17 protein-coding genes are annotated in these 24,106 nt (G+C 46.0%); 5 read left to right on the forward strand and 12 right to left on the reverse strand.

Annotated elements, in window-relative coordinates:
• Positions 1 to 756: 756 nt before the first annotated feature.
• Entirely contained in the window at positions 757 to 1,719 is a 963-nt protein-coding gene (locus dnm_RS17205; protein ID WP_207678146.1) for an RpnC/YadD family protein, read from the forward strand.
• 177 nt (positions 1,720 to 1,896) lie between these two features.
• The gene (locus dnm_RS17210) at positions 1,897 to 2,034 is read left to right on the forward strand and encodes a hypothetical protein (protein WP_207678147.1); all 138 of its coding nucleotides are present in this window, start codon (positions 1,897 to 1,899) and stop codon (positions 2,032 to 2,034) included.
• Positions 2,035 to 2,240: 206 nt separating this feature from the next.
• Here the strand turns inward: dnm_RS17210 and dnm_RS17215 are convergent, their stop codons facing one another.
• The 5 genes from dnm_RS17215 to dnm_RS17235 form a co-directional block, all read right to left on the reverse strand.
• Entirely contained in the window at positions 2,241 to 2,618 is a 378-nt protein-coding gene (locus dnm_RS17215) for a DUF1667 domain-containing protein (protein WP_207678148.1), read from the reverse strand.
• Positions 2,615 to 3,856, reverse strand: a complete 1,242-nt coding sequence (locus dnm_RS17220) for an NAD(P)/FAD-dependent oxidoreductase (protein ID WP_207678149.1) — start codon at positions 3,854 to 3,856, stop codon at positions 2,615 to 2,617. The genes dnm_RS17215 and dnm_RS17220 overlap by 4 nt, the downstream gene beginning before the upstream one ends.
• 13 nt (positions 3,857 to 3,869) lie before the next feature.
• Complete coding sequence (locus tag dnm_RS17225) at positions 3,870 to 5,330, reverse strand: NAD(P)/FAD-dependent oxidoreductase (protein WP_207678150.1); 1,461 nt, start codon at positions 5,328 to 5,330, stop codon at positions 3,870 to 3,872.
• Positions 5,331 to 5,635: 305 nt separating this feature from the next.
• Complete coding sequence (locus dnm_RS17230; protein ID WP_207678151.1) at positions 5,636 to 7,072, reverse strand: 4-hydroxyphenylacetate 3-hydroxylase N-terminal domain-containing protein; 1,437 nt, start codon at positions 7,070 to 7,072, stop codon at positions 5,636 to 5,638.
• Positions 7,073 to 7,142: 70 nt separating this feature from the next.
• Entirely contained in the window at positions 7,143 to 7,844 is a 702-nt protein-coding gene (locus dnm_RS17235) for a GntR family transcriptional regulator (protein WP_207678152.1), read from the reverse strand.
• A gap of 1,037 nt (positions 7,845 to 8,881) precedes the next feature.
• Between dnm_RS17235 and dnm_RS17240 the strand changes: the two genes are divergently transcribed.
• Together dnm_RS17240 and sucD are read left to right on the forward strand one after the other, a co-directional pair.
• Positions 8,882 to 10,024 (forward strand): succinate--CoA ligase subunit beta, encoded by a 1,143-nt coding sequence (locus dnm_RS17240; RefSeq protein WP_207678153.1) that lies wholly within the window; start codon positions 8,882 to 8,884, stop codon positions 10,022 to 10,024.
• 108 nt (positions 10,025 to 10,132) lie between these two features.
• A complete protein-coding gene (gene sucD, locus dnm_RS17245) occupies positions 10,133 to 11,005 on the forward strand; it encodes a succinate--CoA ligase subunit alpha (protein ID WP_207678154.1) in 873 nt (290 codons plus the stop codon).
• Between the two features lie 381 nt (positions 11,006 to 11,386).
• On the opposite strand, the gene dnm_RS17250 is transcribed toward sucD, so the two are convergent.
• The 4 genes from dnm_RS17250 to dnm_RS17265 all read right to left on the reverse strand — a co-directional run bounded on the left by dnm_RS17250 (position 11,387) and on the right by dnm_RS17265 (position 18,074).
• Positions 11,387 to 12,031, reverse strand: a complete 645-nt coding sequence (locus dnm_RS17250) for a hypothetical protein (protein WP_207678155.1) — start codon at positions 12,029 to 12,031, stop codon at positions 11,387 to 11,389.
• Positions 12,032 to 12,472: 441 nt separating this feature from the next.
• Complete coding sequence (gene smc, locus dnm_RS17255; RefSeq protein ID WP_207678156.1) at positions 12,473 to 16,021, reverse strand: chromosome segregation protein SMC; 3,549 nt, start codon at positions 16,019 to 16,021, stop codon at positions 12,473 to 12,475.
• Between the two features lie 853 nt (positions 16,022 to 16,874).
• Entirely contained in the window at positions 16,875 to 17,057 is a 183-nt protein-coding gene (locus dnm_RS17260; protein ID WP_207678157.1) for a hypothetical protein, read from the reverse strand.
• Between the two features lie 111 nt (positions 17,058 to 17,168).
• Positions 17,169 to 18,074 carry a hypothetical protein gene (locus dnm_RS17265; RefSeq protein ID WP_207678158.1) on the reverse strand — a complete coding sequence of 302 codons (906 nt, stop codon included), beginning with the start codon at positions 18,072 to 18,074 and terminating at the stop codon, positions 17,169 to 17,171.
• Between dnm_RS17265 and dnm_RS17270 the strand changes: the two genes are divergently transcribed.
• Positions 18,058 to 18,297 (forward strand): hypothetical protein, encoded by a 240-nt coding sequence (locus tag dnm_RS17270; RefSeq protein ID WP_207678159.1) that lies wholly within the window; start codon positions 18,058 to 18,060, stop codon positions 18,295 to 18,297. The two genes, dnm_RS17265 and dnm_RS17270, sit on opposite strands and share 17 nt — an antisense overlap.
• Positions 18,298 to 18,583: 286 nt before the next feature.
• Here dnm_RS17270 and dnm_RS17275 read toward each other — a convergent pair whose 3' ends face one another.
• The 3 genes from dnm_RS17275 to dnm_RS17285 all read right to left on the reverse strand — a co-directional run bounded on the left by dnm_RS17275 (position 18,584) and on the right by dnm_RS17285 (position 24,075).
• A complete protein-coding gene (locus dnm_RS17275) occupies positions 18,584 to 20,689 on the reverse strand; it encodes a TonB-dependent receptor plug domain-containing protein (protein WP_207678160.1) in 2,106 nt (701 codons plus the stop codon).
• 116 nt (positions 20,690 to 20,805) lie between these two features.
• The gene (locus tag dnm_RS17280; protein WP_207678161.1) at positions 20,806 to 21,960 is read right to left on the reverse strand and encodes an ABC transporter substrate-binding protein; all 1,155 of its coding nucleotides are present in this window, start codon (positions 21,958 to 21,960) and stop codon (positions 20,806 to 20,808) included.
• A gap of 30 nt (positions 21,961 to 21,990) precedes the next feature.
• Positions 21,991 to 24,075 carry a TonB-dependent receptor plug domain-containing protein gene (locus tag dnm_RS17285; protein WP_207678162.1) on the reverse strand — a complete coding sequence of 695 codons (2,085 nt, stop codon included), beginning with the start codon at positions 24,073 to 24,075 and terminating at the stop codon, positions 21,991 to 21,993.
• Positions 24,076 to 24,106: the final 31 nt, after the last annotated feature.

Below are 24,106 nucleotides of genomic sequence, written 5' to 3' on the forward strand. Positions count from 1 at the left end.
ACAGAGGAACCGCGGAGAGACTTCGTAAGACCTTGCGGCCTCGCGGCAAAAAAACGGGCGGGTCCCGCCTTTTATCCGAAAAAATCAGCCGCGGAGGCACAGAGGAACCGCGGAGAGACTTCGTGAAACTTTGCGGTTTAGCGGCAAAAAAAGATGTGTCCCCCCTTTCACACATAAAACCTGTCCTTGTGTAAAAGGTGGGACACACCCAAATTTGTTCCGCATGACTCAGCCCGCGACTGCGCAAAATCAGGTAAATTATATTTCCCACCAAGGCACAAAGTCTCACAAAGTTTTTTTGTGTTTTCTTCGTGTCTTTGTGTCTTCGCGGCGAAGGCGGCAGGTCGGATCACATAAGATTACTGTTGATTCCGCCCGGACATTATTTATGGAATTAAGCACTTAGTTTGAAGCCTTAGGACATGCAACTCTTCGGAATATAAAAAAATTTTCCGGAGTGCAAAAATTAAGCAAAGCGATTCTTTGCACTCTGGCTTTATGGGCGAAAAAAACTTCGCTTATTTTTCGCACTCCAGATTCTCTCTTTAATCTCCCCCTCTTTTTTTTCCTAACAATCCCCCTCTGGAAAGGCCCACTTTCGATCTGCTGAGTATGACAAATTATAAATCTTTCCCTTCTTTCACAGAGAGAAGAAATCTGCAAATTTTCGTATCAATATGATTCCTGTTTGACCTGTATGAAAATATGTGGTAAATAATTTTCATCCACATATACGGAACACAGAGGAATATTTTAATGACAAAGAGGATAAAAAAGAAGAAGAAAAAACACAGCAAATTCGATATCCGCCACAAGGAGACTCTGACGTTGTTTTTGCGGGAATATTTTGAACTCTTCTTCCCTGATTTTGCCAAAAGGATGAACTTTGAGACAGCCATCTTTCTGGACAAGGAGCTGATTGCGCTGTTCGGGGAAGAAGATGATCAGGAAGAAGATGATCAGGATCAGGACAGAATAACAGATGCCCTGGTTCTGATTCAGATACTTCTGAACGGGGGAGCGGAGCATATTCTGATCCACTGGGAACAGGAGAGTGAGAAGGAGGCGGATTTTGAGGAGCGGATGTTTCACTATTTCTGCGGGATTTATTTCAAATTTCGGAAACCGGTCTTTCCCATTGCCATGTTCACCGATCCGGCAAAATGGCGGAAGCCGGTAGAAGACACGTTCAGGCTTTCCCTGTTTCAGTATCCGATATCAGAGTTCACCTATCGCCTGATCAAGCTGAAAAGATACAAGGCGGAGGAATTTGAGAGGCGGATGGAGGGCAACCCGCTGGCGTCAGCGTATCTGCCGCTGACGGACTATTCCAAAAAAGAGCGTCCTGCTATAAAAGCCAAGGCGATAAAAGGAATCACGAAATTACCGCAGGGTCAGAAACGGGCAACGCTCTTTTCGCTGATTCAGGAAAGCATGAAACTGACCGGGGAGGAGGAAAGGCAATTTCAGAAAATTGTTCTGACCGACCCGCTTTATCAGGAGGTGAAAATGTTACAGTCTGTCGAAGAAGTCGGATATGAGAGAGGGCTTGAGCAGGGGCTTGAGCAGGGGCTTGAGCAGGGCTGGCAACAGGCCATGAAAGAGACTGCCAAAAATTTACTGAAATCCGGGAAACTTAATGATGAGGAGATTGCCGGGATCACGGGCCTGACACTCAGCCAGGTCAGGGAACTGGCGAAAGCTTTAATATCTGAATGAACGGGCAAAGGGGAAGCGGGTTATGTGATCTGCCAATAAACATGAAAGATGATTGCTGATGTTGGGTTTCGTTCCTCAACCCGATGACATCGATTCCTCTTTTATGACATAATCTGTCAAACTTACCAGAATTTCAAATCAATATTTTCAGACAATCCAAAACAGGGGAGATATCAAATGGAGATAAAAAAAGTAATTGCCATAAGTAAAAATCGCATTTCAATCCTTTTTTTCGGCGTTTCATTATGTTGTGTGCTTCTGTCATTTTTTATTCTTCCTGCCCATTCTGCTGAGATCAGTGAACAGGACATCTGAAGATGCTGTTCTGGGAAGAGGAACATTCACACAGGAAGAACTGCAAGAACTGGATTTAAACAAGGACATTCAGGTGTTCATCATAAAAAAGAGAGGCCTGAGAATGATATGAGGGACTTTTACAGTTGGCGTTTATGCTTATCACACCAGACTTCCGGAGTGTCAAACTGTAAGTTTGACACTCCGGAGTGACTGGGATTTACCTCTTAGGGGGCAGGCGCAATATTTTTCGTGGCAATAATGTTACAGGATGTCCCGGCAGGACTTTTAATGAGTATGTCTCCGATGGCTACCGGAGCCTTTGTTTTGGAAGCTTTGATATCTTTCATGACATCGAATATCGCGCCCAGCGGCACAGGAGCATCTGTCCGGACACTGACCAGGGGCAAATCTCCGCCATCCACCAGAACACTGCTGATAATGGTCCTCACGGGGTTGGTCAGTTCCTGCTCTGCCCATGTGAGACCTTTTTCACACTGATTCCCGGTGATTTCCGTGACCTGAATCTCAGGCCCGCCGTTTTCGAGAGTTGCCTCCAACTGGCATCCGTTGGGGCAGACAATACAAGTCAGCTCTTTTTTCATTCTACGGCCACCTCCAGTACCTTGGCATCATTCAGTTTTTCTTTTTTGATCTTAATGCGGATCATCTCAGCCGGATGGAGCCGCGCCATTTTTTTGCGGGCAACTTTCCGTTCACCGTCCCTCACCCACACGGCACGATCCCGCATCGGTTCCGTGACTCGCAGGGACAGGGTAAAGTCTCTTATTCCGCTGATCTTCTGAGGAAGGACATATCTCACGCCCTGCCTGGGTTCAATCTTTATATAGGCGTCCGGTGATTTGATCTCACCCTCCAGATACCGCACTGCATATTCGCCGACCTGTGAGGCTTCGCTGGAAACATGATCCACCAAATCATGAACATGAAGCACATTGCCGCAGGAAAAGATTCCCGGAACACTGGTCATGAAAGTGTCATCCACAGCCGCGCCGCTGGTTCTCCCCTCCATGTTAATTCCCGCGCCGCGGGTCAGCTCGTTTTCCGGAATCAGGCCCACGGAAAGAAGAATGCTGTCACATGGGACAAGCCGCTCCGTGCCTGACACGGGACGATAATTTGCGTCGATCTGTGCCACTGTCACGCCCGTGACACGTTCTTTGCCGTGGATTTCAATCACTGATGTGCTGAGAGAGAGCGGAATATCATAATCATTAAGACATTGCTGAATATTTCTGGCAAGTCCCGAAGGATAAGGCAGAATCTCAAACACACCCTCCACCTTTGCGCCTTCGAGGGTCATTCGTCTCGCCATGATCAGACCAATATCACCTGACCCGAGGATCACAACTTTTTTGCCCACCATGATATTCTGGAGATTGATAAAATTCTGAGCTGCCCCTGCTGTATAGATACCTGCCGGCCGTGTGCCGGGCAGGGATATGGCACCCGCGGTTCTTTCTCTGCATCCCATGGACAGAATCACCGACCCCGCCTCAATCCGGGTCAGATTTTTTCGCGAACTGGCATACAGATTGCGCTTCCCGTCTGCTGAGAGAACAATGGTGTTCAGCATGGATTCAATGCCGAGTTCGCTGAATTCGTCAATGAAGCGCTGCGCGTATTCAGGCCCGGTCAGCGCTTCCTTGAATGTGTGAAGCCCGAAACCGTCATGGATGCACTGATTCAGAATCCCCCCGAGTCTTTTGTCCCGCTCAATGAGAAGCACATCTTTACACCCGTTTTTTCTGGCGGAAATCGCGGCTGCCAGACCCGCAGGTCCGCCGCCGATCACCACCACATCATGCTTTATTGTATTCATTTGGTTCCCGTCTCTACCGAACGCGGCCTGTAAAAAGCTGTGAGCCGGCGTTGCTTAATAGATAATCTTCCGGCCTGTAGCCGAAATCCTTTTGCAATATCTGAACAATCCTGGGAAGACAAAATCCGCCCTGACATCGGCCCATCATGGCTCTGGACCGGTATTTAATGGCCCCGATGGTCTTTGCGCCCAGGGGATTCTGAATTGCGTCCAAAACCTCTTTCTTGGTCACCTGTTCGCAGCGGCAGACAATTTCTCCGTAGTCCGGATCCTTTGCCACAAGATCCGCCTGTTCCTCCGGCCGCAGTTCATTAAAGAATCCCACTATGCCGGGACGTTCTGATATAAAGGACGGTTTTTCCTCCAACGGAATTTTTTCCGCGACCATGTCTCTGACCATCAGGCCGATGGCCGGTGAACAGGTCAGCCCGGGGCTTTCAATTCCCACCAGATTGATGAATCCGGGAACATCGTCACGGCTTTCAATAACAAAATCTTTGAAACCTTTGATCTCAGGCGGTGTCTGTTTGGGTCTCAGCCCGGAAAAGTTGCGGATAAAATCCGACGTGGAAAGCCCCGGAAGCAGTTCATGCCCCTCTTTTTTGAGGGTATCTATGATCTGGGCCGTACACGCGTAATCATCTGCCTCATTCACATACTCATTGCTGGGGCCGATCAGGATGTTTCCGTCAACAGTATTGGTCAGGTGAATTCCCAGACCCGCGCCGCCTTTTCGCGGGGCCGGATACACCAGCACGTTGAGACTTCCCTCAAGCCGCTTGTCAAGAATCAGATACTCCCCCCGGCAAGGATAAATGGAATAGTCGCTGATTCCCACCATCCGGGCGATATGATCCGAATAAAGTCCGGCAGCATTGACCACCACCGAAGCCGAGAGGCTTTCGCCGGCCGATGTTTTCACGGTAAAGCCCTGACCGTTGCTTACAATATTATTGACTTCATTGCCCAGGTAAAAATCCACCCCGTTTGCCTGGGCATTTTCCGCCAGCGCAATGGTCAGACCATAAGGACAGATAATGCCGGTGGTCGGGGAGTGTAACGCCCTGATTCCGCCCACCCCGGGCTGAATCTTTTGCATCTGATCCTTGTCGAGAATTTCCAGTCCCGGAACCCCGTTGGCTTCTCCCTGCTGTTTCAGACTGTGCAGGGTTTCCACATCAATATCATCCTGGGCAACCGTCAGTTTTCCTATATATTGGATTTTGACTTTCAGGTCCCGGCACAGGTCCGTCATGAGCGCATTGCCCCGGACATTGAGACGCGCACGCAGTGTTCCTGGCTTGTAATGGATTCCCGAATGAATCACGCCGCTGTTGCGGGAGCTTGTGCCTGTACTCACATCCAGGTCTTTTTCCACAACAGCCGCATTTATCTTATAGCGCGACAGTTCGCGTGCAATCGCGTTACCCACGACACCGGCACCGATTATGAGGACATCATACTGTTTTTTCATTGAATCATTCCACAAACAACAGGGATGAGTTGAACACGGATTGTAATCCCTGTTCAACTCATCCCTGTTGTTTTGTTCTTACTTATGAAATTATAAAAGCTGCCCCCGCCCGCCACAAGAATTTTATATAAAAAACGCTCATAAAAAAGCCGGGTTTTTCACCCCCCGGTCATGAAAATATGTGGTGAAAACAGACAAAAAACCCGGCTTTTCCAATGCTTATAATGCTTTTTTATACAAAATCCCTGCAAGGAAGGAAAAGGAGGAATCAGGCTTTGTGCTTATACCGAAACATTATAAAGGTATTAGTCCTCAATACCTGCCAGGCGTTTGGCTCTTTTAATCTTGCTCTTTGTATCACTTTCTCGGAAGATGGTAACACGATGGGCTTCAGGTGAACCGCCGCCGTGGATGTCGGAGATCGTGTCCGCACTTTCCATGGCAAGCTTTTCAGCCAGTCTGAACATCTTGATCCGGTTTTCCACAGGAATGCCTTCTTTTGCTTTGAGGTATTTCTTCAGCATACCGCCGATTTCCGGATTTTCAAAATCTTTGTCAGAGGGAAGGTCCGCTACGAATCCGCCGCACACGTCAATCATCAGCCGGGTGGCTTCGGCCATTTCTTTGCCCTCGTGTATTTTGGACGCGTTTGCCAGAACCGTGTCAATAAAATAGGTTCCTGAGGGTTGTTCGTTGCCTTCATAAGAGGATGCCAGGCAGCAGCCATACAGGGTTTCGGCTCTGTGGATCATGTCTATGACTTTTTGTTTGTGATGTCCGGCTTTTGAGGTGCCGTTGTAATCCATCAGGGTCAGGGCCGTACCGACCATGCAGTCAATTTTTCCTGCTTTGCATCCGCCATGGCTCTGTCTGTGGAAAGAGGAGAATTTTATCACCATATCCACGGCAAATTCTGATTCACCACACAGGAATACTCTGTCCCACGGAACAAACACGTCATTGAAAATCAGCGTGGGGCAGTATTTTGAGTATCGCATGTTTCCGGTGTCGCAGCCATCCAGCTCACGGGTGTCCAGGCTGGAGCGTCCCACCACATGAATCAGTCCCGGGGCGTCCGAAGGAATGGCAAATGCCACAGCATAATCCTTATCTTCGGGTTTCATGGCCCGGGTCGGCAGAACAATGATCTCATGAGAGGAAAGAGAACCGGTCTGATGCACTTTGGCACCTCGGACGACAATGCCGTCATCTCGTTTTTCCACCACACGCACATACATATCTTCATCTGCCTGGGCCTTGGGTCCCAGAGAGCGGTCTCCTTTGACATCAGTTACGCCTGCATTGGCGGTGAGGTCGTTTTTCTGCATGTATTTGAGAAAATTGACAAAGTTTTTATTATAACTGGTCCCGTGTTTCTGATCCACGTCATAGGTGACAATGGAAAGGGTGGAAAGACAGTCCAGACCCGTGCATCGCTGATGGCAGGTTCCCACCCAGCTTCCCAGTTTACGGTTCAGTTTGACTCTCGCAACCAGGTCCTCGATGGATTCCGGAGGCAGACAGAAGCGGTTCACGGGTTCGTCAATCAGGGGGCTATGAGTGATAACGAGATCCCGAAATTCATCAAGCTCGGCCACTTCATAAGTCGAGGCGGTTGATTCAATGCCTGCCCGAATCCGGGGATTATCCACAACATTCGTAATTTTTTCACCGAACATATAAACAACAGGGTTCATTTCCCGCAATGACTCGATATATTCCGCTTTGGTTTTCAGTCCCACTTATTATTCCTCCTTAATGATTCTAAAGTGTTGATTAAATATTGTCAGGCACGCAATGATGAATGTCTGCTCAGAATTCCAAGTTGTGTTTTTCTTCTATCATTTGCTTGTAACTTGAAACTATTTGCTCTTTGACGTTCGCAGTGTGTTTTGAAAGCAGTTTCCGGGCTTCTTTTATTTTTTTCGCTGCCACACAGTCATAAATTTTCTGGTGTTCCCGATTAAAGGCATTCAGCGAAGAGAAGGAGAGATAGCTGCCGCCGTATTTTAAAAAAAGCACATCGAAAATATTCTGAAGAATTCGTATTCGGTTATGTTTTTTTGACAGAGAGGCCAATGTCAGATGAAATTCTCTGTTTCTGAACAGTCTTTCCTTTGAATAAACATTTTTGGCCGCGGAACGATGGGCCTCAAGCGCTGATTTTAATTCCTCTAACCCTTCCTCATCCAAGTTTTCTATGACCGCCGGAATCAGCGAAGGCTCTAGCAGTTCACGAATCTCAAAAAGTTCCTCCAGCTCTTCCAGGCTACAGGGCGTGATATAATATCCGCAATTGGGTTTTCGGAATGCAAGCCCCTGAAATTCAAGCCAGCTTAAGGCTTGGATCACAGGGGTGGGACTCATGTCCAACCTTTCGGTAAGTTCCCGATAAACAATTTTCTGACCCGGGACAAGTTCTTTATGGTAAAGCATTTTCCGAATGGCATGATATGCTTTGTGACTCATATCTTCCAATCCGGCCCGGGCTTTTTTATCACTGCGTTGTTTCATTATTATAAAAACAGGTGTCAGGTGTTAGGTGTTAGGTGTTAGGTGTTAGGTGTTAGGTTGTTCGGCAATGGTTCCTTTGTTTTTCTTAACACCTAACACCTAACACCTAACACCTTTTTACAAACAAAAATTTAATTAAATTATAAATTGTATTTTTTATTAAATCTGAAGGGATGTCAAGTATTTTTTTAAATTCTTTCTGTTTTTCATCATTATTTTTTTATTTTTTATTTGCCATAGTTTTGAAAAAAAAATTAAACTTTAATGATTCTGACAAGTTATAAGATTAAGCTCAAAAAAATTATATTAATAATTTAAATTGATTAACGCTTTGACACTGTCAGAACAGAAAAAATATCGAATTATTGACTTGCGAAAATTTAATTAAATTGTTAATTACATCTTTAATTACATCTGAGGAACATTTGTCAAGAAATTTTTATAGCTTTCTCCAGGATGAATCGTCTGATCAGAATTTTTTTATTTTCTTGCTTGCGAAAATTTAATTAAATTGTTAATTGCATCCTTAATTATATCTGAGGGACATTTGTGAGTGGTGATTGGCCATTTGTTCTGACCTGCATATTTTGTTGTGAGGGGCCGATCATAACTGTTTAAGAAAAAAAACAGACTCAGCAGATCGAAAATGATCCTGAATCAGTTTCCGGGAATTGGAAAATCCGTCGGAAATGTCAAGGCGATATCAATCCTTGGCAAGCATTTTTGGAGCGTTTTCAGTCTGCTGAGTCTGTCTTAAAGAAATCGAATTTTTTCAGGCAATCTGATTTCTCGCCTGACAAACATCATCCGAAACCTATAGCGTTGTTCCCAAATAAGTAAGCCTTTCAGCCCGCTGTCATATGACGCGACGTGCGGCTCATAATGCCACAAAGATACAAAGGCACAAAGGGACACAAAGACCCTTCGTGAGCCTTCGCGCCTTCGTGTCTTTGTGGCATTATTTATTTAGGAACAACTCTTATGGATAAATTGGAGAAAAATCTTATCATCTGAATTTTAACGTAAGGAATTTGTTTATGAGATTACATGAATACGAAGCTGCAAGAGTCTTTGAATCGGTGGGTATCAAGGTTCCAAAACATAAGGTGGTCCAGACCCCGGAAGAGGCGTTGGAGGCTGCTGAAGAGATCGGTTACCCGCTGGTTCTGAAAGCCCAGGTGCTTGTGGGCGGAAGAGGTCTTGCCGGGGGCGTAAAAATCGCTTCAGACCCTGAGGAGCTTAAAACGCTTTCTGGAAAAATGACCGGTTCTGAGATCAAAGGCGTGCCAGTGGACAAAATAATGGTGACCGAAAAGGCAAACATTTCCGATGAGCTGTATGTGGCGGTCACGGTGGACGGATATTCCGGCAGACCGGTTGTCATTGCCAGTACCGAAGGCGGGGTCAATATAGAGGAAACCGCCAGAAAGACCCCTGAAAAGATTGTTTCAGTTCATGTGGATCCCCAGTTCGGTTTTTACCCGTTCCAGGCCAGAAGACTGCTGAGAAGGCTCGGACTGTCCGAGCGTCTGCTTCTCTCCTGTGCGGATGTGCTGGTCCGTTTGTATAAAGTTTTCAGCCAGCTTGAAGGTATTATCGTTGAGATCAATCCGCTGGCTGTGCTTGAAAACGGAGACTTGTGCGCGGTGGATGCCGTGTTGGAAGTTGACAACTCCGCACTGAAACGTATTGAGTATCCTTTGCCCAATTTTCTGGAACGTATTGACAACCCCCTTGAACGGCGGGGGAGACGGATCGGAGTCACATATGTGGATCTGGACGGAGATATCGGTCTCATCTCTTCCGGAGCAGGTCTGGGCATGGCGAGCATGGATATCATCGGCCAGAAACTTCGCCCTGCGAATTTTCTGGAAACCGGCGGCGGCATTACTGAAGAACTGCTCTACAAATGCATGGAACTTATCATGAGAAAAGAAAAACTCAGAGGGCTTTTCATCAATATTTACGGCGGAATCAACCCGATCCACGAGGGAGCCAAAGGGGTGGTCAGATATATCAAAGAACATGGCGTGACCATACCCATTGTGGCCAAGGCTCTGGGCAACCATCAGGAGGAAACCTGGGAAACCCTTGAGTCCGGCGGTGTCCATGTGATAACAGACGTGGCGACCGAAAAGGCCGTGGCGCGTCTGGTTGAACTGGTTGAGGCTAATGAGTAAGTTTCAATGCCGGTCCGCGCCTTTATTTTCAGGTGTCCCGCACACGGAGAAGGACCGACTATCCGCAAAATTCGCAATATTTCACCAGATAGGGAGAGTTACAATAATATGAGTATTCTTTTAGATGATTCAACCCGCGTGATTGTTCAGGGGATCACCGGGAATATCGGCAGGACCCAGACCCGTTGGATGCTGGATTACGGAACCAAGATTGTGGGCGGTGTCACTCCCGGCAAAGGCGGAACCCAGGTCGAGGGGCTTCCGGTTTTCGACAGCGTAGGAGAGGCGGTCAGGGAAACCGGAGCGACCGCTTCGGTCTTTTTTGTGCCTGCGCCTTTTGTGCTTGACGCGTTTTATGAAACCGTGGACGCGGGTGTCAGTTTTATTGTCATCGTGCCGGAGCATGTGCCGGTCCATGATGTGATGAAGATGCGTGCGTATATTAAAGACAAAGATGTTTTCACCTTGGGACCCACCACCCCGGGGATACTGGTTCCGGGCAAAGGCAAAATGGGGATTATGCCTGCGTCTCTCTTCTTTCCGGGAAGGGCGGGCATTATCTCGCGAAGCGGAACATTGTCTTATGAATTTGCCGGCATTCTTTCTGAAAAGAATATTGGTCAGAGTACTGTCGTGGGTATGGGAGCGGATCCCGTGGTGCTGACCAACCTCAAAGATATTCTCAAAAAATTCGAAGCCGATGACGAAACCGACGGGGTGATCGTCGTGGGAGAGGTTGGCGGAGAACAGGAAGAAAAAGCCGCAGAATTCATCAGAGATCATATGACAAAGCCTGTGGCCTCATATATTGCAGGCAGATTCAGCCCCAAGGGAAAACGCATGGGCCATGCCGGGGCTATTGTCAGAGGCTCGGCCGGAACATACGAGGGCAAATGCGAAGCCTTGAAAAACGTCGGTATTGAGGTGCTGAACAGCCCCATAGATGTGCTGGAATGGGCTGAAAAACACAATATCACCTGATGAATTTCTCGTTAAAGCTCAGGAGGCGGCAGACAGATTCAAAAGCCGCCTCTTAATGTAACTGGTTCTGACGGATTTTGTGGTCGTCGAATAAAAGACTTGCAAAATTCATCCGATGATATCTTCCTGATTATAACGGATTTAGGGGAGGGTCGACCAAGCCCTGTAAGGACGGCATATTTGTAGCAACAGGTTTGCAGACCCCGCCAAGCCCCGTGGGCGCGACATATTTGTAATAGCAAATCATGCTACGGATATGCCGCCCTCACGGGGCTTGGCCGGCCTGACATGATGAATGCTACAAATATACCGCCCTTACAGGGCTTGACCATCCCTCCCATAACTCCTTTATAATCAACAGAAAACCTTATGGTCTGGTATTTATATATCTTTTTTAAACAGTCTCCAAAACGAGACCGCTAGCCTGTATCCTCGTCTGATGCATTCGAGTATCCAGAACGGTATTTTCATCCCTGGTCTGCAAAATCTGACATAGAGCTTGTTGTAAAAATATTTCAGAATATCAAAATGGTAGCATCTTCCTGTTTTCATATAATCTGAAACATCTATCACATATCCTCTGCCGTTATAAATCAGAATGTTTTTGGCATGAAGATTTCGGGGGTTGAGTCCACACTCACGGGCATACGAGACCGCCTTCTCTATGTCAGACACAATCTGTTCCTGGATGAATATTCCTTTCAGCAGGCACTCGTAAACACTGGGACCCGGGATATATTGGAGCAAAAGATAATTCTCTCCGCTTCCGTAAAATTTCGGATAGAAAGAAGAGTCTCCCAGTTTACGATATACCTCCGATTCCCGGAGGGCAATATGTGTGCGGATATCTGAAAAGGTTTTTATGGCGATGTCAGGATAACTGTCATGCCGAAAAACAGCAGCGGAATTTCCGACCCCCGCACAATGCCAGCCATTTGGTTTGTTCTCCACCTGCACATAAGAGAACCAATGAGAATGCCTGAGTCTTATCTGTCTGATTTCTTGTATTAATTCTTTTATCAACATTTATATTTTTTTTAGGTGTCAGGTGTTAAGTGCCAAGTGTCCAATGTCAGGTGCGAGTATCTTAGTGCTTAATTCCATAAATAATGTCCGGTAAATTATATTTGCCACCAAGGCACAAAGGCACAAAGTCTCACGAAGTTTTTTTGTGTTTTCTTCGTGTCTTTGTGTCTTTGTGGCGAAGTAAGATTATTGTCATTCCGCCCGGACATTATTTATGGGATTCAGCACTTAGGGATTTCCCAAAAAATAAAATACCCGAAAATGCAGGGTGGGTTGCGCTTTGCTCCGCCCACCCTGCATGTCAGGAAATCAGGGGATTTTATTCGTTTGAAGTTCCCTTAGTTCTGAAATTCGTGTTTTTTCTGTCTGATTTATCCGAATTATTTTTTTGAAATTTTTAGTTTTATTCCTCTTAACACTTAACATGTGGCACTCTGATACCTATTTTTTATCAAAATTTACCGAAACAATTTTGGACACGCCTTTTTTTTCCATTGTAATTCCAAACAAGGTGTCGGCAAATTCCATGGTTTTCTTCTTATGTGTGATCACAATAATCTGAGACTGCTCTCCGATGATTCTCAGGAGTTCATTAAACCGAAACACATTGGCCTCATCCAGCGGTGCGTCAATTTCATCCATAATGCAGAACGAAGCCGGTTTGATTAAAAATATGGAGAAAATAAACGCAATAGCGGAAAGGGCTTTCTCACCGCCTGAGAGAAGACTCAGCCGGGTCAGCTTTTTTCCCGGGGGATGAACCATGAACTCCACGCCGGTCTCAAGGGGTTTGTTCGGATCCGTAAGGATAAGCTTTGCAGAACCGCCGTCAAACAGACGGGGAAAGACCTCGGCCATTTTCTCATTCACCAGATCAAAGGTTTTAAGAAACTGTTCCTGGGTGATCTTATTGATTTTTCTGATGACCTTGTGCAGATCATCCACAGCTTTAAGAAGGTCATCCCGCTGCTCACAAAGAAAGTCAAAGCGTTCTCTGAGCTGTCCGTACTCTTCTATGGCACCAAGATTGACATCCCCGATCTTTGAAAGCTTTTTTCTATAATCGGAGAGTTCTGCTTCCATCTGATCAGCAGAGATTTGAGGCTTATCTTTGCCCACAAGCTCCGGTCTGAACTGACTCAGTTGCTGCTGATAGCGTTCTTCCACCTGATTGGCGACATTTTCCCGTTTGATCTGACGCTGGGATTGTTCAATCTCAAGCATTCGGATTTTCTGTAAAATATCTTCACGTTTATTTTTTATCTCAGAAATGGAACTGTCATTCTCCCTCAGTCTGGCATCAATGGCCTCATAATCCGCCTCATTGCTTTCAAGGGTTTGCTCGAGGCTTTTCATAGTTTCATACATGGCGGACAGGGTTTGCTCATATTCTGTTATTTTTTCCTTTGAAGAGACCTGCTTTTGCTCCTTCAGCTCAATATCCCGGGTCAACTGCCCAAGCCGTGTGATGCCGTCTTCCCAGAACTGTTTCAGACGGCGTAATGAATTATTGCTGTTTTCCAATCGCGCGTTGAGAGTGGTCAGTTCAAGCTTGAGATCAACAATTTTCTGATTAAACGCCTCCATTTCAGCAGACACGGAACTGATTTTTTCCGAAGTTTCCGCGACCTGGGTCTGCCCTGCTTTCACATCATTTTCAACTTCTGCCAATACTTTGTTATATTTTTCAATTTCCTCATCAATGCCATTTTCCTCATCTGCAAGCTGTTCCTGTTCTATACGGACCATTTCAAGATGTCGCCGGGCATGTTTTAACTCCTCTGTTACTTTGTAAAAATCCCTTTCCGCCTCGGTTTCATCCTCCGTGGTTCTGTTTTTTTGCTCAATCAGCTTTTGCAGATCGCTTTCAATGGTCCGAACCTCGGATTCTATATGTTTTTGTTTGCCCCGGTCTGACTCCAGTTTTTCATCCAGCGCCGCGACCTGTCCTTCCAATGCCCTTAATTCATGCTTTTTTGCAAGAATACCGGATAAATTCTCCTGACTGCCGCCCACCATAAACCCCTCATGGGAAATCATATCGCCATTTTTGGTGACGAAGGTATGAAACCTTCCATTGTTGTTTGACAGTTCCAGAGCTTCCTGCATGTTTTCGGTGACAAGCACATGACCCAAAAGGGCCTCGGCGATTTTTTCAAAACCGCCTTTTATGGAAACATGATTCAGCAGACGGTCCGAGTTTCGAGTTTCGAGTTTCGAGTTTTCAGTTCTGACAGATGAAACCGGGATAAACCCGCTGCGTCCTGCGCCTTTGGATTGGAGGTAGTCTATGGCTTCAACGCCTGTTTCCTGATTTTTTATAAGAATGTATTGCAGGGATTCTCCTAAAACAGCTTCCAAAGGCGTTTCAAATGACGCTTCCGGCTCAATGATATCGGCCATCAGCCCCATAATATCCGAGTTTCCGGTTTCGAGTTGCATAATGGCTTTGACACCGCCTTTATACCACTCGAAATTGTCCTCCATTTTTTTCAGCGTTGAATATTTTGATTTTGCCCGGGTTCGCTCAAGTTCCAGAGATTGTACAAGCCTGACATGCTCCCCGAGGGCTTTGCTTTTTTCATCAAGCTGTGATCTTGTGGTCGAAATCTCCTGTTTCAGTTCCTCGATTTCCTGCCTGCATAATTCCAGTTCTTCTCTGGCCTCGGTCTCTTTTTTCTGGTATTCTGCAACTTTTTTGCCAGCGACCGCTTCTTCCTCATCTGTCCGCTTTAATCGCCTTTTAAGACTGTCCTTGTTGTTCGAGGCATTCTGATAGATGTTTTTATATTTGGCTTCCTGTGCCACCAGATTCATGAGATTGGTTTTACAGGTCTCAAGTTCCTGATTTAAGTTCGCCAGCCGTTCCCGGATACTTTCCGAGTCCCGGCGTTCTTTGCTGAGAACGGATTTTATTTCCTCTGTTTTTTCCTTTAAACCGATATGTTCCGTTTCTGTCTGCGCCACTTCGGACGTTATATTCTCGTTCTTTTCCTCAAGTTCCTTGTGCGCGGACCGAAGTTCCTCAGCCTCACCCGAGAGCCTTTCCACGTCTTTATGAAGATGGGCAAGATCATTTTCCAGTTTGTCAACATTGCGCTGTGTTTCGAATTTACTGGCTTTCTGAGCCGAAATTTCCTCATTTTTCTGCCAGCGTTTCAGCTTGATATCCTCAACTGCGGCATCCAGTTGTTTTATTTTTGACACATGCTGAATATCCGAGTCTTTAAGTTCTCTTAACAGGGCAGATGTCTCCTCAAGCTGGCGGGTGTAGTCATCATAATAATGAAGTGCGAGAAGGACATCTAATTTTTTAATGTGTTCTTGATATGTTTTGTATTGTTCCGCCTTCTTTGCCTGACGTTTCACACTGTTCATCTGACGTTCAACTTCGGTAATCACGTCTTTGACACGCAAAAGATTCTGATTGGTGGCGTCAACTTTCCGGAGCGCCTCTTTCTTACGCTGCTTATATCGCGTAATTCCTGCGGCTTCCTCAATGAAAAACCGCCGTTCATCAGGTCCCGCGTCCGTGATTGCACCGATATTTCCCTGTTGAATCACCGCGTAGGATTTTGCGCCCATGCCGCTGCCTAAAAAAATGTTTGTAATGTCTTTCAGACGGCAGGGCTGTTTGTTGATGAGATAGGCACTCTCACCGGACCTGTAAAGCCGCCGTGTGATCATGATCTCGGTAAAATCTTTCAGCTCTTCAGGCGCGCTGCCATTGTCATTTTCCAGGACCAGAGAAACCTCTGCCATGTTCAGAGGCGGTCTCCCGTTTGTGCCTGCAAAAATAACATCTTCCATGGACTTTCCTCTGAGCTGTTTTACGCTTTGTTCTCCCATGGCCCATCGCAACGCATCAACGATATTGCTTTTACCGCAGCCGTTCGGTCCTACAACTGCGCAAATACCGGGGGGAAATTGAATGCTGGATTTGTCGCAGAATGATTTAAATCCCGTGATTTGCAGTTTTTTAAGTTTCATGCGTCAAAAACTCCTGTAATTTTTACTCGTTCCCAGGCTCTGCCTGGGAATGCATACCCCAAGGCGTGGCACTTCATGTAAGTCATGCGTCGTATCAATGACGAGACTCAAGGCTCTCTGTCTTGTGTGACATCTCAAATAAATCCTCGCTGTACAATGATACACGAGGCGGAGCCTCGGGTATGCGTTCCCAGGCGGAGCCTGGGAACCAGTAAAAAAGGCTCTGCCTTGCGTGGCAGTTCATGTAAGTCATGCGTCGTATCAATGACGAGACTCAAGGCTCTCTGTCTTGTGTGACATCTCAAATAAATCCTCGCTGTACAATGATACACGAGGCGGAGCCTCGGGTATGCGTTCCCAGGCGGAGCCTGGGAACCAGTAAAAAAGGCTCTGCCTTGCGTGGCAGTTCATGTAAGTCATGCGTCGTATCAATGACGAGACTCAAGGCTCTCTGTCTTGTGTGACATCTCAAATAAATCCTCGCTGTACAATGATACACGAGGCGGAGCCTCGGGTATGCGTTCCCAGGCGGAGCCTGGGAACCAGTAAAAAAGGCTCTGCCTTGCGTGGCAGTTCATGTAAGTCATGCGTCGTATCAATGACGAGACTCAAGGCTCTCTGTCTTGTGTGACATCTCAAATAAATCCTCGCTGTACGATGATACACGAGGCGGAGCCTCGGGTATGCGTTCCCAGGCGGAGCCTGGGAACCAGTAAAAAAAAATTTCCTTCATTATCTGGCTATATCTTCAAAAAGAATTTTATTTTTTGCGGAGACGGAAGAAAGCTTCTTGGAAAGGCGTTTTTCGAAAATAAAGGGCAGAGCCATTGTTGGCTCCGCCAGTCAGACAAAATCATGAATCCTCACCGAAAATAACTTTTCTGAGGTCTCTTATATCCTGTAAAATGTATCTGTAGTTACTGTTCTGGGATTTTTGTGAGGGTTGTTTGTCCATATAATCTCTGGCCATATCCTGGCCGGATTTGGCAACTCTTTCAATGTTGTTTATGATATCCCTGACTTTTTCCTTATCCATATTCACCTCCGTCAGTCTGTGGCGGACAAGGCGCAGCCTGGCCCGCGGTTTAACGACTTCATCAGATTTCAGCGGGTTCTGTCACGCTTCTCCCACTTTGTCTTTGTTCTGTCACATATTTGAATTATTATCAGCCATTTTGTCAATAATGTTATCAAAAAAAATATCTGATATTTTTTCCCATTTTTTATTATTTGTAAAATTAATATAAATGGCATTGAGCTGTTTCTCATATTTCCTTAACAGACTGGTATCCATTTGTTTTATTATAAGAATAGCGTTATTGACGCCTTCTGTGTTTCTTGGATCCGTATTTTTAAAATGCTCCAGATAAAATTTTAAAATGCTTTCGTGATCAGCCCACGCCAACACCGACCGATGCTTCCCCGCATCATTCAGAATACCCTGTGACGCTCTTTTTCTTACGGTATCAGCCGAACAAACAGCGCCAGTTAAATATGCCGCCATTTTTAAATCATCATTGGGCATTTTGTCAAGCATGTCAAAATAATATAATAAGGTCTCCTGCCATTTTAAAGGCGACGAAAGAACGCTGCTATTATATATTTTATAAATATAAGGGCTGTAACCCTTCCATGTCGCGGGTTCCAATTCCAGCAGTTTTAAAATAAGCGTGGCATTGCGGACGCCATTCTTATTATTTTTTGCAATCAGATATTCCAACTGGTTAAGATAAAATCTTAAAATGCTTTCATGATCCGTGTGATCCAGTACTTTTTTTTCTTCGATAATCTGGGTAAGTGATCCTTCCCTTATGGAATCCACCGGAGAAATGGTATCCGCTAAAAATGCTTTCATTCTGATAGGGTTCACTTCGCCTTTTAACATATCCATTTCGTTTCTTGATGCTTCGTTTATTTCAGTCAGGTTTCTCTCTAACCGATTCAGACGCCCCTTTATTTCTTTTATCTCTTTTTGAAGAGATTGGGTACATCCGCTCAGGAGAATTGCCGTTATGAATGTTAATAATATCATCTGAATGAAATGTCTGACCATTTATTTTGTTCTCCTTTTGATAAAAAAACAGATGGTGTTCTCTCCCTTCGACAGGCTCAGGGAACGCCGTGTGGCCAGGGAACGCCGTGTGGCCAGGGAATGCCGCGTGATCAGGGAACGCCGTGTGGCCGGGGAACGCCGTGTGGCCGGGGAACGCCGTGTAGCCGGGGAACGCCGTGTGATCAGGGAATGCCGCGTGATCAGGGAACGCAGCGCACCCTGAGCTTGTCGAAGGGTGATCTTCGGACAGCCTATTCCGGAACACCTGTATTCTGTAATATGGCATGGCTGAAATATTGCCAAACTGCAAGTTTGGCACTCCGGAGCGACAGAAATTTTTTGAAAATGCGAATCCGTCGAAGTCAGCGGATCGAAAAGTTTTCGGGCCGTCACAGGACAAAAAAACAGACAGCGAAGAAACCCGGCTTTTTCCGGCGGGAAAGGTGCCTCATCCGGTAAAAAAGCCGGGTTTCTTTGCTGTCCCGAACACAGCCCGGACACTTTTCGATCTACTGAAAATCATAAGAAAACTGCGCCCACCACTCCCGCCCCTGTGAAGGAAAATCATCAGGATAAGTGCCTGCAGGTGCTGGATAGCGGATATCCTTGTCAAACAGGTTTCTGATCCCGGTACGCAAGGTCATCCCCCGGGTAAACACGTTAAGGAAGTTCAGCGTAAAATCCGTTGTATCATAGGCTTTCAGATCATCTCTGCCATCAGCAGGCCCCCGGCTTCGCTTTCCGACATAGTGGTATTGAAGAGACAGAACACTGTCCTCCCACAGATGATATGCCACGCCGATATTCCCCATCCATTTTGCCGCTCCCTCAACTGCTTCTCCGGTATCTGTATCCTCTGTGTCTGCAAACGAAATATTCCCATCCAGCCTGAGCGCATCTCTCATTATTTGCTGAAATTCAAATTCAAAGCCCTTCATCCTGATATCGCCGCCATTTACATACTGTATATGACCGTCAGACTGAACAGAACTTGAAGCAGGATGTTCTATGTTATCCGTCAGTTTTGAATAAAACAAGGTCATACGGACAGTGGTTTTCTCATTTCTGAAGATATAACCGAATTCAGAAGTATGGATATGTTCCGAATCCAAATCCGGGTTCCCTGCTATTATCGTGTTACGCTGGCTGTATAATTCTGTGAATGTGGGCGGTCGGAAGGCTTCCGCATACTGGACTTTAAAAAATTGATGATCTGTCAGACGCCAGACTAGGGATCCCCGCGGCGTCAGATGTTCGCCCACGTTATCAGAATATTTATCATACCGCAGCCCCAGAGTGATCGTGAAATCGTTTGCAATATCAAACATATCCTCCGCATAAAGACTGCGAATTTCTCTTTTCTGCCCTTCAGGAATAAACGCTTGGTCTCCCTGGTAGCGTTCCATCACCTTCTCTCCGGTCCGTTCATTGCTGTCTGTCCAGACATCCTGTATTTCGATGTCTGAGTATTTCAGCCCTAACAGAAAGGTATTTTTTAAAAGAAACCGGTTATTGCAAATCATCTCGGCTCCTGTGTAAAATTCTCTCTCTTCGTACCGTGAGCCGGCAATGGCTCCTTCCGGAGGATACAAGGCCACGGGTATCCCCACTGACCTGTCAAGATTGTTTTTATATCTCCGCCAACCTAACTTTAACTCGGTTTTCAATCCCTCGGAAAAATTAAGTTGCTGCCTGGCTTCGACGGCCCAGTGTTCATGGGTCTGCAATATCTGATCATCTTCCGGCGGAAGAAAATAAAGAAAACCGAAATAATCACCTCTCCCGTTTAACGCATACTGGCCTGATAATGAAAAGTCCTTATAGTCCAATGTCAGATTCATCAGACCGCTTTCCAGGGCATCATTAAAAGGAGCGGAAGCATATGAAAACTCACCGAATCCCATAGGATAAAGCTTGTCCTCACCGGATTCAGTATCAGAGCGGTCAGATTTCCAGCCGGAAAGATTGAGATTCAGGCTGAAGTCTTTTTCCGGGAGCGTATAACTGAGGATTCCGCCGCCGCCGTAACGGTCGTGGCTGGTATAATATCCGTGAATCTGATGAACACCTTTGCGGGTCGTCACAGCCACAACCCCGGCATAAGCATACTCACCATAGATGACAGACCCGGGACCCCGGATAATCTCTATTCTGTCAATTTGTTCCACAGGCATATTGTAAAGCACATAGCCCGCGGCGCTCATACTGTCATTCAGGCTGATGCCGTCCAGCAGAATTTTCAGGTTTCCTGAGAAAAATGCGCCGCCAACTCCCCGAACAGAAACCTGTTCAAGACCGACATTGTTCAGCGAAACATTCAGTCCCGGAACCAGTTCCAGGGCCTCAAAAACGGTTCGGACTCCCCGGACTTCCAAGTCAGGGCCAAAGAGTACCGTGACCATTCCGGGAACAAGTTCCGCGTCCATTTCAGTCCTGGTGGCAATCTCTGTCATGACAACAGATTCCGCGTGAAGCCATTTCAGTTCGTCTTCAAGCTCCGCGTCGGCAATCTGCATTGCTGACAAAAAATCATTCTGAGCAAGCCCGTGACTTGCGCTGATGATGGCAAAAAAAAATAACATCCAAATACTAAATATGAATTGAGTGAGCTTCATAAACGGTTACCTTGTTATTCCGACGTGTTTGTCTCGCTCGATGATCAAATTCTTTGACCTGATTCGAACAAAAAGCCTGTCGTTCCTGCTTTCTCAGGAATGACAAAAAAATTTGGTCATTGACTTTCATCAGATAAAAAATCAGGAAAATTTAAGCAATCGCTCTCTAAATTCAATTCTGAAATATTAAGCCCGATTTTCTCAGCAGTTTCAAAATTAACATGCCACTTATAAATCTGATTACAATACATGGGTAACTGACGAGGCTTTGCTCCGTTCAGGATTTTTGCTGCTGTTTCAGCATAAAACTTACCCACACGATTAAAATCTACAAAGGTGATTGTCATGAGAAAACCTTTTTTTACTTCGTCAGGACCCGCCTGAGAGAACGTGGGAATACGCTGAGAATTAACAATTTTCACCAACTCAGGCACAGTGTTTTTGTTTATACCTGATTGCAATGTAACATAAATGGCATCTGCTTTTTTCGCCAGTGTCCGGAAGCACGCTTTTACATTTTCTTCATCAGCTTTCGGTTCCATACCGCTTTTGATATGACAAGGAATAAGCTCAAATCCTCGTTCTTTTGCAAGCTTCTTTATCGTGGAAATTGCCGCGTAACTTCTGCCGTCAACTGTATTTTTATATGCCACGCCCAATTTTTTGAATTTTATAATGTCATAAAAAACTCGGATCTGCCGTTCATGGCGAAACGGGTCAACCCGGACGTGCAAATGTTCATAGCCGGAATCATCAACGCTTTTAATGATACCGGCTGCGACTGGGTCGGAACACGACATCAGCATCGCAGGTGTTTTGTGCTTATTATTAGCGATATCCTGTCCTGCCCAGGTTCCCATGATAAACATCAGATCAATATCTTTCCTGTTCAGGCGGCCGATGATCTCCGAAGTCATTTTTTTCCTGATGGCCGCATCCCATTTTGCGCTGTAGTGAAAGTCACTGACAAACCGGAGATATTTACTTTTTGCTTTTGTTTCCAGCCATTCCCAGAGTTCCCTGGTCTGAATACCTTTCTGTTGCGGAATTTCGCAAGGTTCGATCCACCCGAGTTCCATCAGCCCTTTCAGTGTTGTAATGAGATTTTTCTGATAATTAATATACTCACCGCCTTCATAATAGCCGATCCGCCACCTGGCCCCGTTGTTCAGCTTAGGTTCGGTACTCCGATCCGATGCCGATGCCGACGAAAAAAATGCAAAACATATCCATATAATTACAAGTGCCTGCTTTGTGATGCTGATTCTCATTGTTGATCCCCTTTTTTATTTCCTTCTTTTTCAAAAAGTTACAAACATACGGAGTCCGGCGTTGAGACCTTTGCTGTGCCCTCCTTCTGTGGAAACAGCGCCCGGCCATGCTTCCACATATTGTTCATCAAAAAGGTTATCCGCAAACAAGGTGACAGTAAAAAGACTTTCGCCCACAGCAACTCTTCTGGACAAAGAAATATCTGCCACCTGATAACTCTCAGCCCTGATATAATTCTTCGCGGGATCACCAAGTATATTATGGGACACTCCCCGGACAGTCAGATTTGCAGCCCATCGCTGCTGGTCATCATAAGAGAGTCCTGTGGTCCACTGATGACTGGGAACTCTGGCAATATCTTTGTCTGTCTCTTCATCTTTTCCTATAATCACTGAGAAAGTGGCAAAAGTACGCACAGTTGAAGACATCTTCCATGACCAGTCCGTCTCCGCTCCCCAAATGGTTAATCCTTGTGTGTTTGTATAAACCTTTTCCAAATTTGTATCAATATAATCCTTAGTAAAGGTATAAAACGCACAGATATCCCAGTGGATCCGATCCTGAAAAAATCTGTTCTTACTTCCCAATTCAAACTGCCAGGTTTTCTCCGGCTTCAGATCATCGGAACCTGACTTTCCGAAGACTTTTACGAATCGCTCGTTGAAGTTGGGAGAACGAAAGCCCCGGCCTGCCACGCCGTAAAGAGAATGATCATTATGGATGTGATACAGAGCAGCGAGTTTCCCGCTAACAAAGCAGCCTGATTCGGAGTCGTAATCATAGCGGATTCCGGGAATAACACTGAACTTATTCTGCCAGACATATTCTGCCTGGAAATAAGCTCCGTAATCCTGAATGTGTTTGCGAGGGTAGCCAAAAGATCTGACCTCTTCGCCGCTGCGGTAAGAAACTTGCAATTCTGAAGTATCAGCCCTGAAATCCGCGCCAAAAACCAGTTTCAAAGCATCCGAGTATCTGAAGCGGTTTTGAAATTCCCCGCCGGTCGTGAATGATAAAAGATCATAAAAAAAAGGCTGGGAAGTTGTATCTCCTGGAAATCTGAAGGTCTCAGTGGCATCCTGTACCTCCTCAAACCGGTTATGATAAAGCCGTAAGAGGTAGTCATACCGCTCGGTCGGAGAACTGGCCAGGGAAAGCACAGTATGGAGTATCCGGTCATCAAGATCGTCATTCATTCCCAAAATATCTTTCTTGTCTCTGGTATAAAAGCCGGAGAACGAAAGACCGGCAGGCATATCCATATGCCAGGAGAACTGTGCCCGCTCCTGGTCCAATTCATCACTGAAAAGCCCGGTCCGGGACTGAGGCCCGAGAAAAATCGGGGTGACTTGCCAGTTCTGACGGTATCCCTCATCACTCAGCATTTCCGCAGATAAATGATATGATACTGCCCCGGTCTGCCCGGAATGGGATGTCATGCCGGTGACAGCAATGCTCTTGTCAGACGATTCATCAATATTCTCACATGCGGAGACCTGAATCGCCATATTCGTATTGCTTCCCTGTCCGCTCTCATTTTTCTGCTTACCTTTCTTTGTGACAATATTGATCACTCCTCCGAAAGCGTTGGCACCGTACAAAGTGGAAAATGTTCCCTTTATCACCTCTGCCCGCTCGATATTTGCCATGGGCAGCCAACTGAGATCAACACCGCCGCCATGAGGCTGGAAAAAAGGAGTGCCGTCAATAGTTATCAGGGTCGCTGCTGAGAAAAAATTGTCATTTAATCCTCTCATACTCACCCTGTACCACGGACTGTCTCCGTGATTTCTGTAAACTGTGACTCCGGGAACCGTTCGCAGCAGTTCCGGAATATTGGTCTTTGTCTGGGCGGAAATGTCGCTCATATCCAGCACCGACACCGTAGCCGGGACATCCATAAGCCGCTGTTCATACTTGGATACTCCCACCACGACGGTTTCGGCTTCTGCCCGGACCCACTTTAATTCCTCATCCAGTTCCGCTTCTGCTTCCTCAAATTCTGATAATTTGTCATCTTCCTGCTGAACAATGAGATGACCTTGGGAGAAAACCGGATTTATATTAACAATGACAAAAGCAATCACGATAAGAACAGTGACAAGAGTCTTCACAAAATCTCCTTTATGATTCAATGGGGTTACG

Origin of the sequence: Desulfonema magnum (genome assembly GCF_017377395.1) — a bacterium.
GTDB lineage: Bacteria > Desulfobacterota > Desulfobacteria > Desulfobacterales > 4be13 > Desulfonema_C > Desulfonema_C magnum.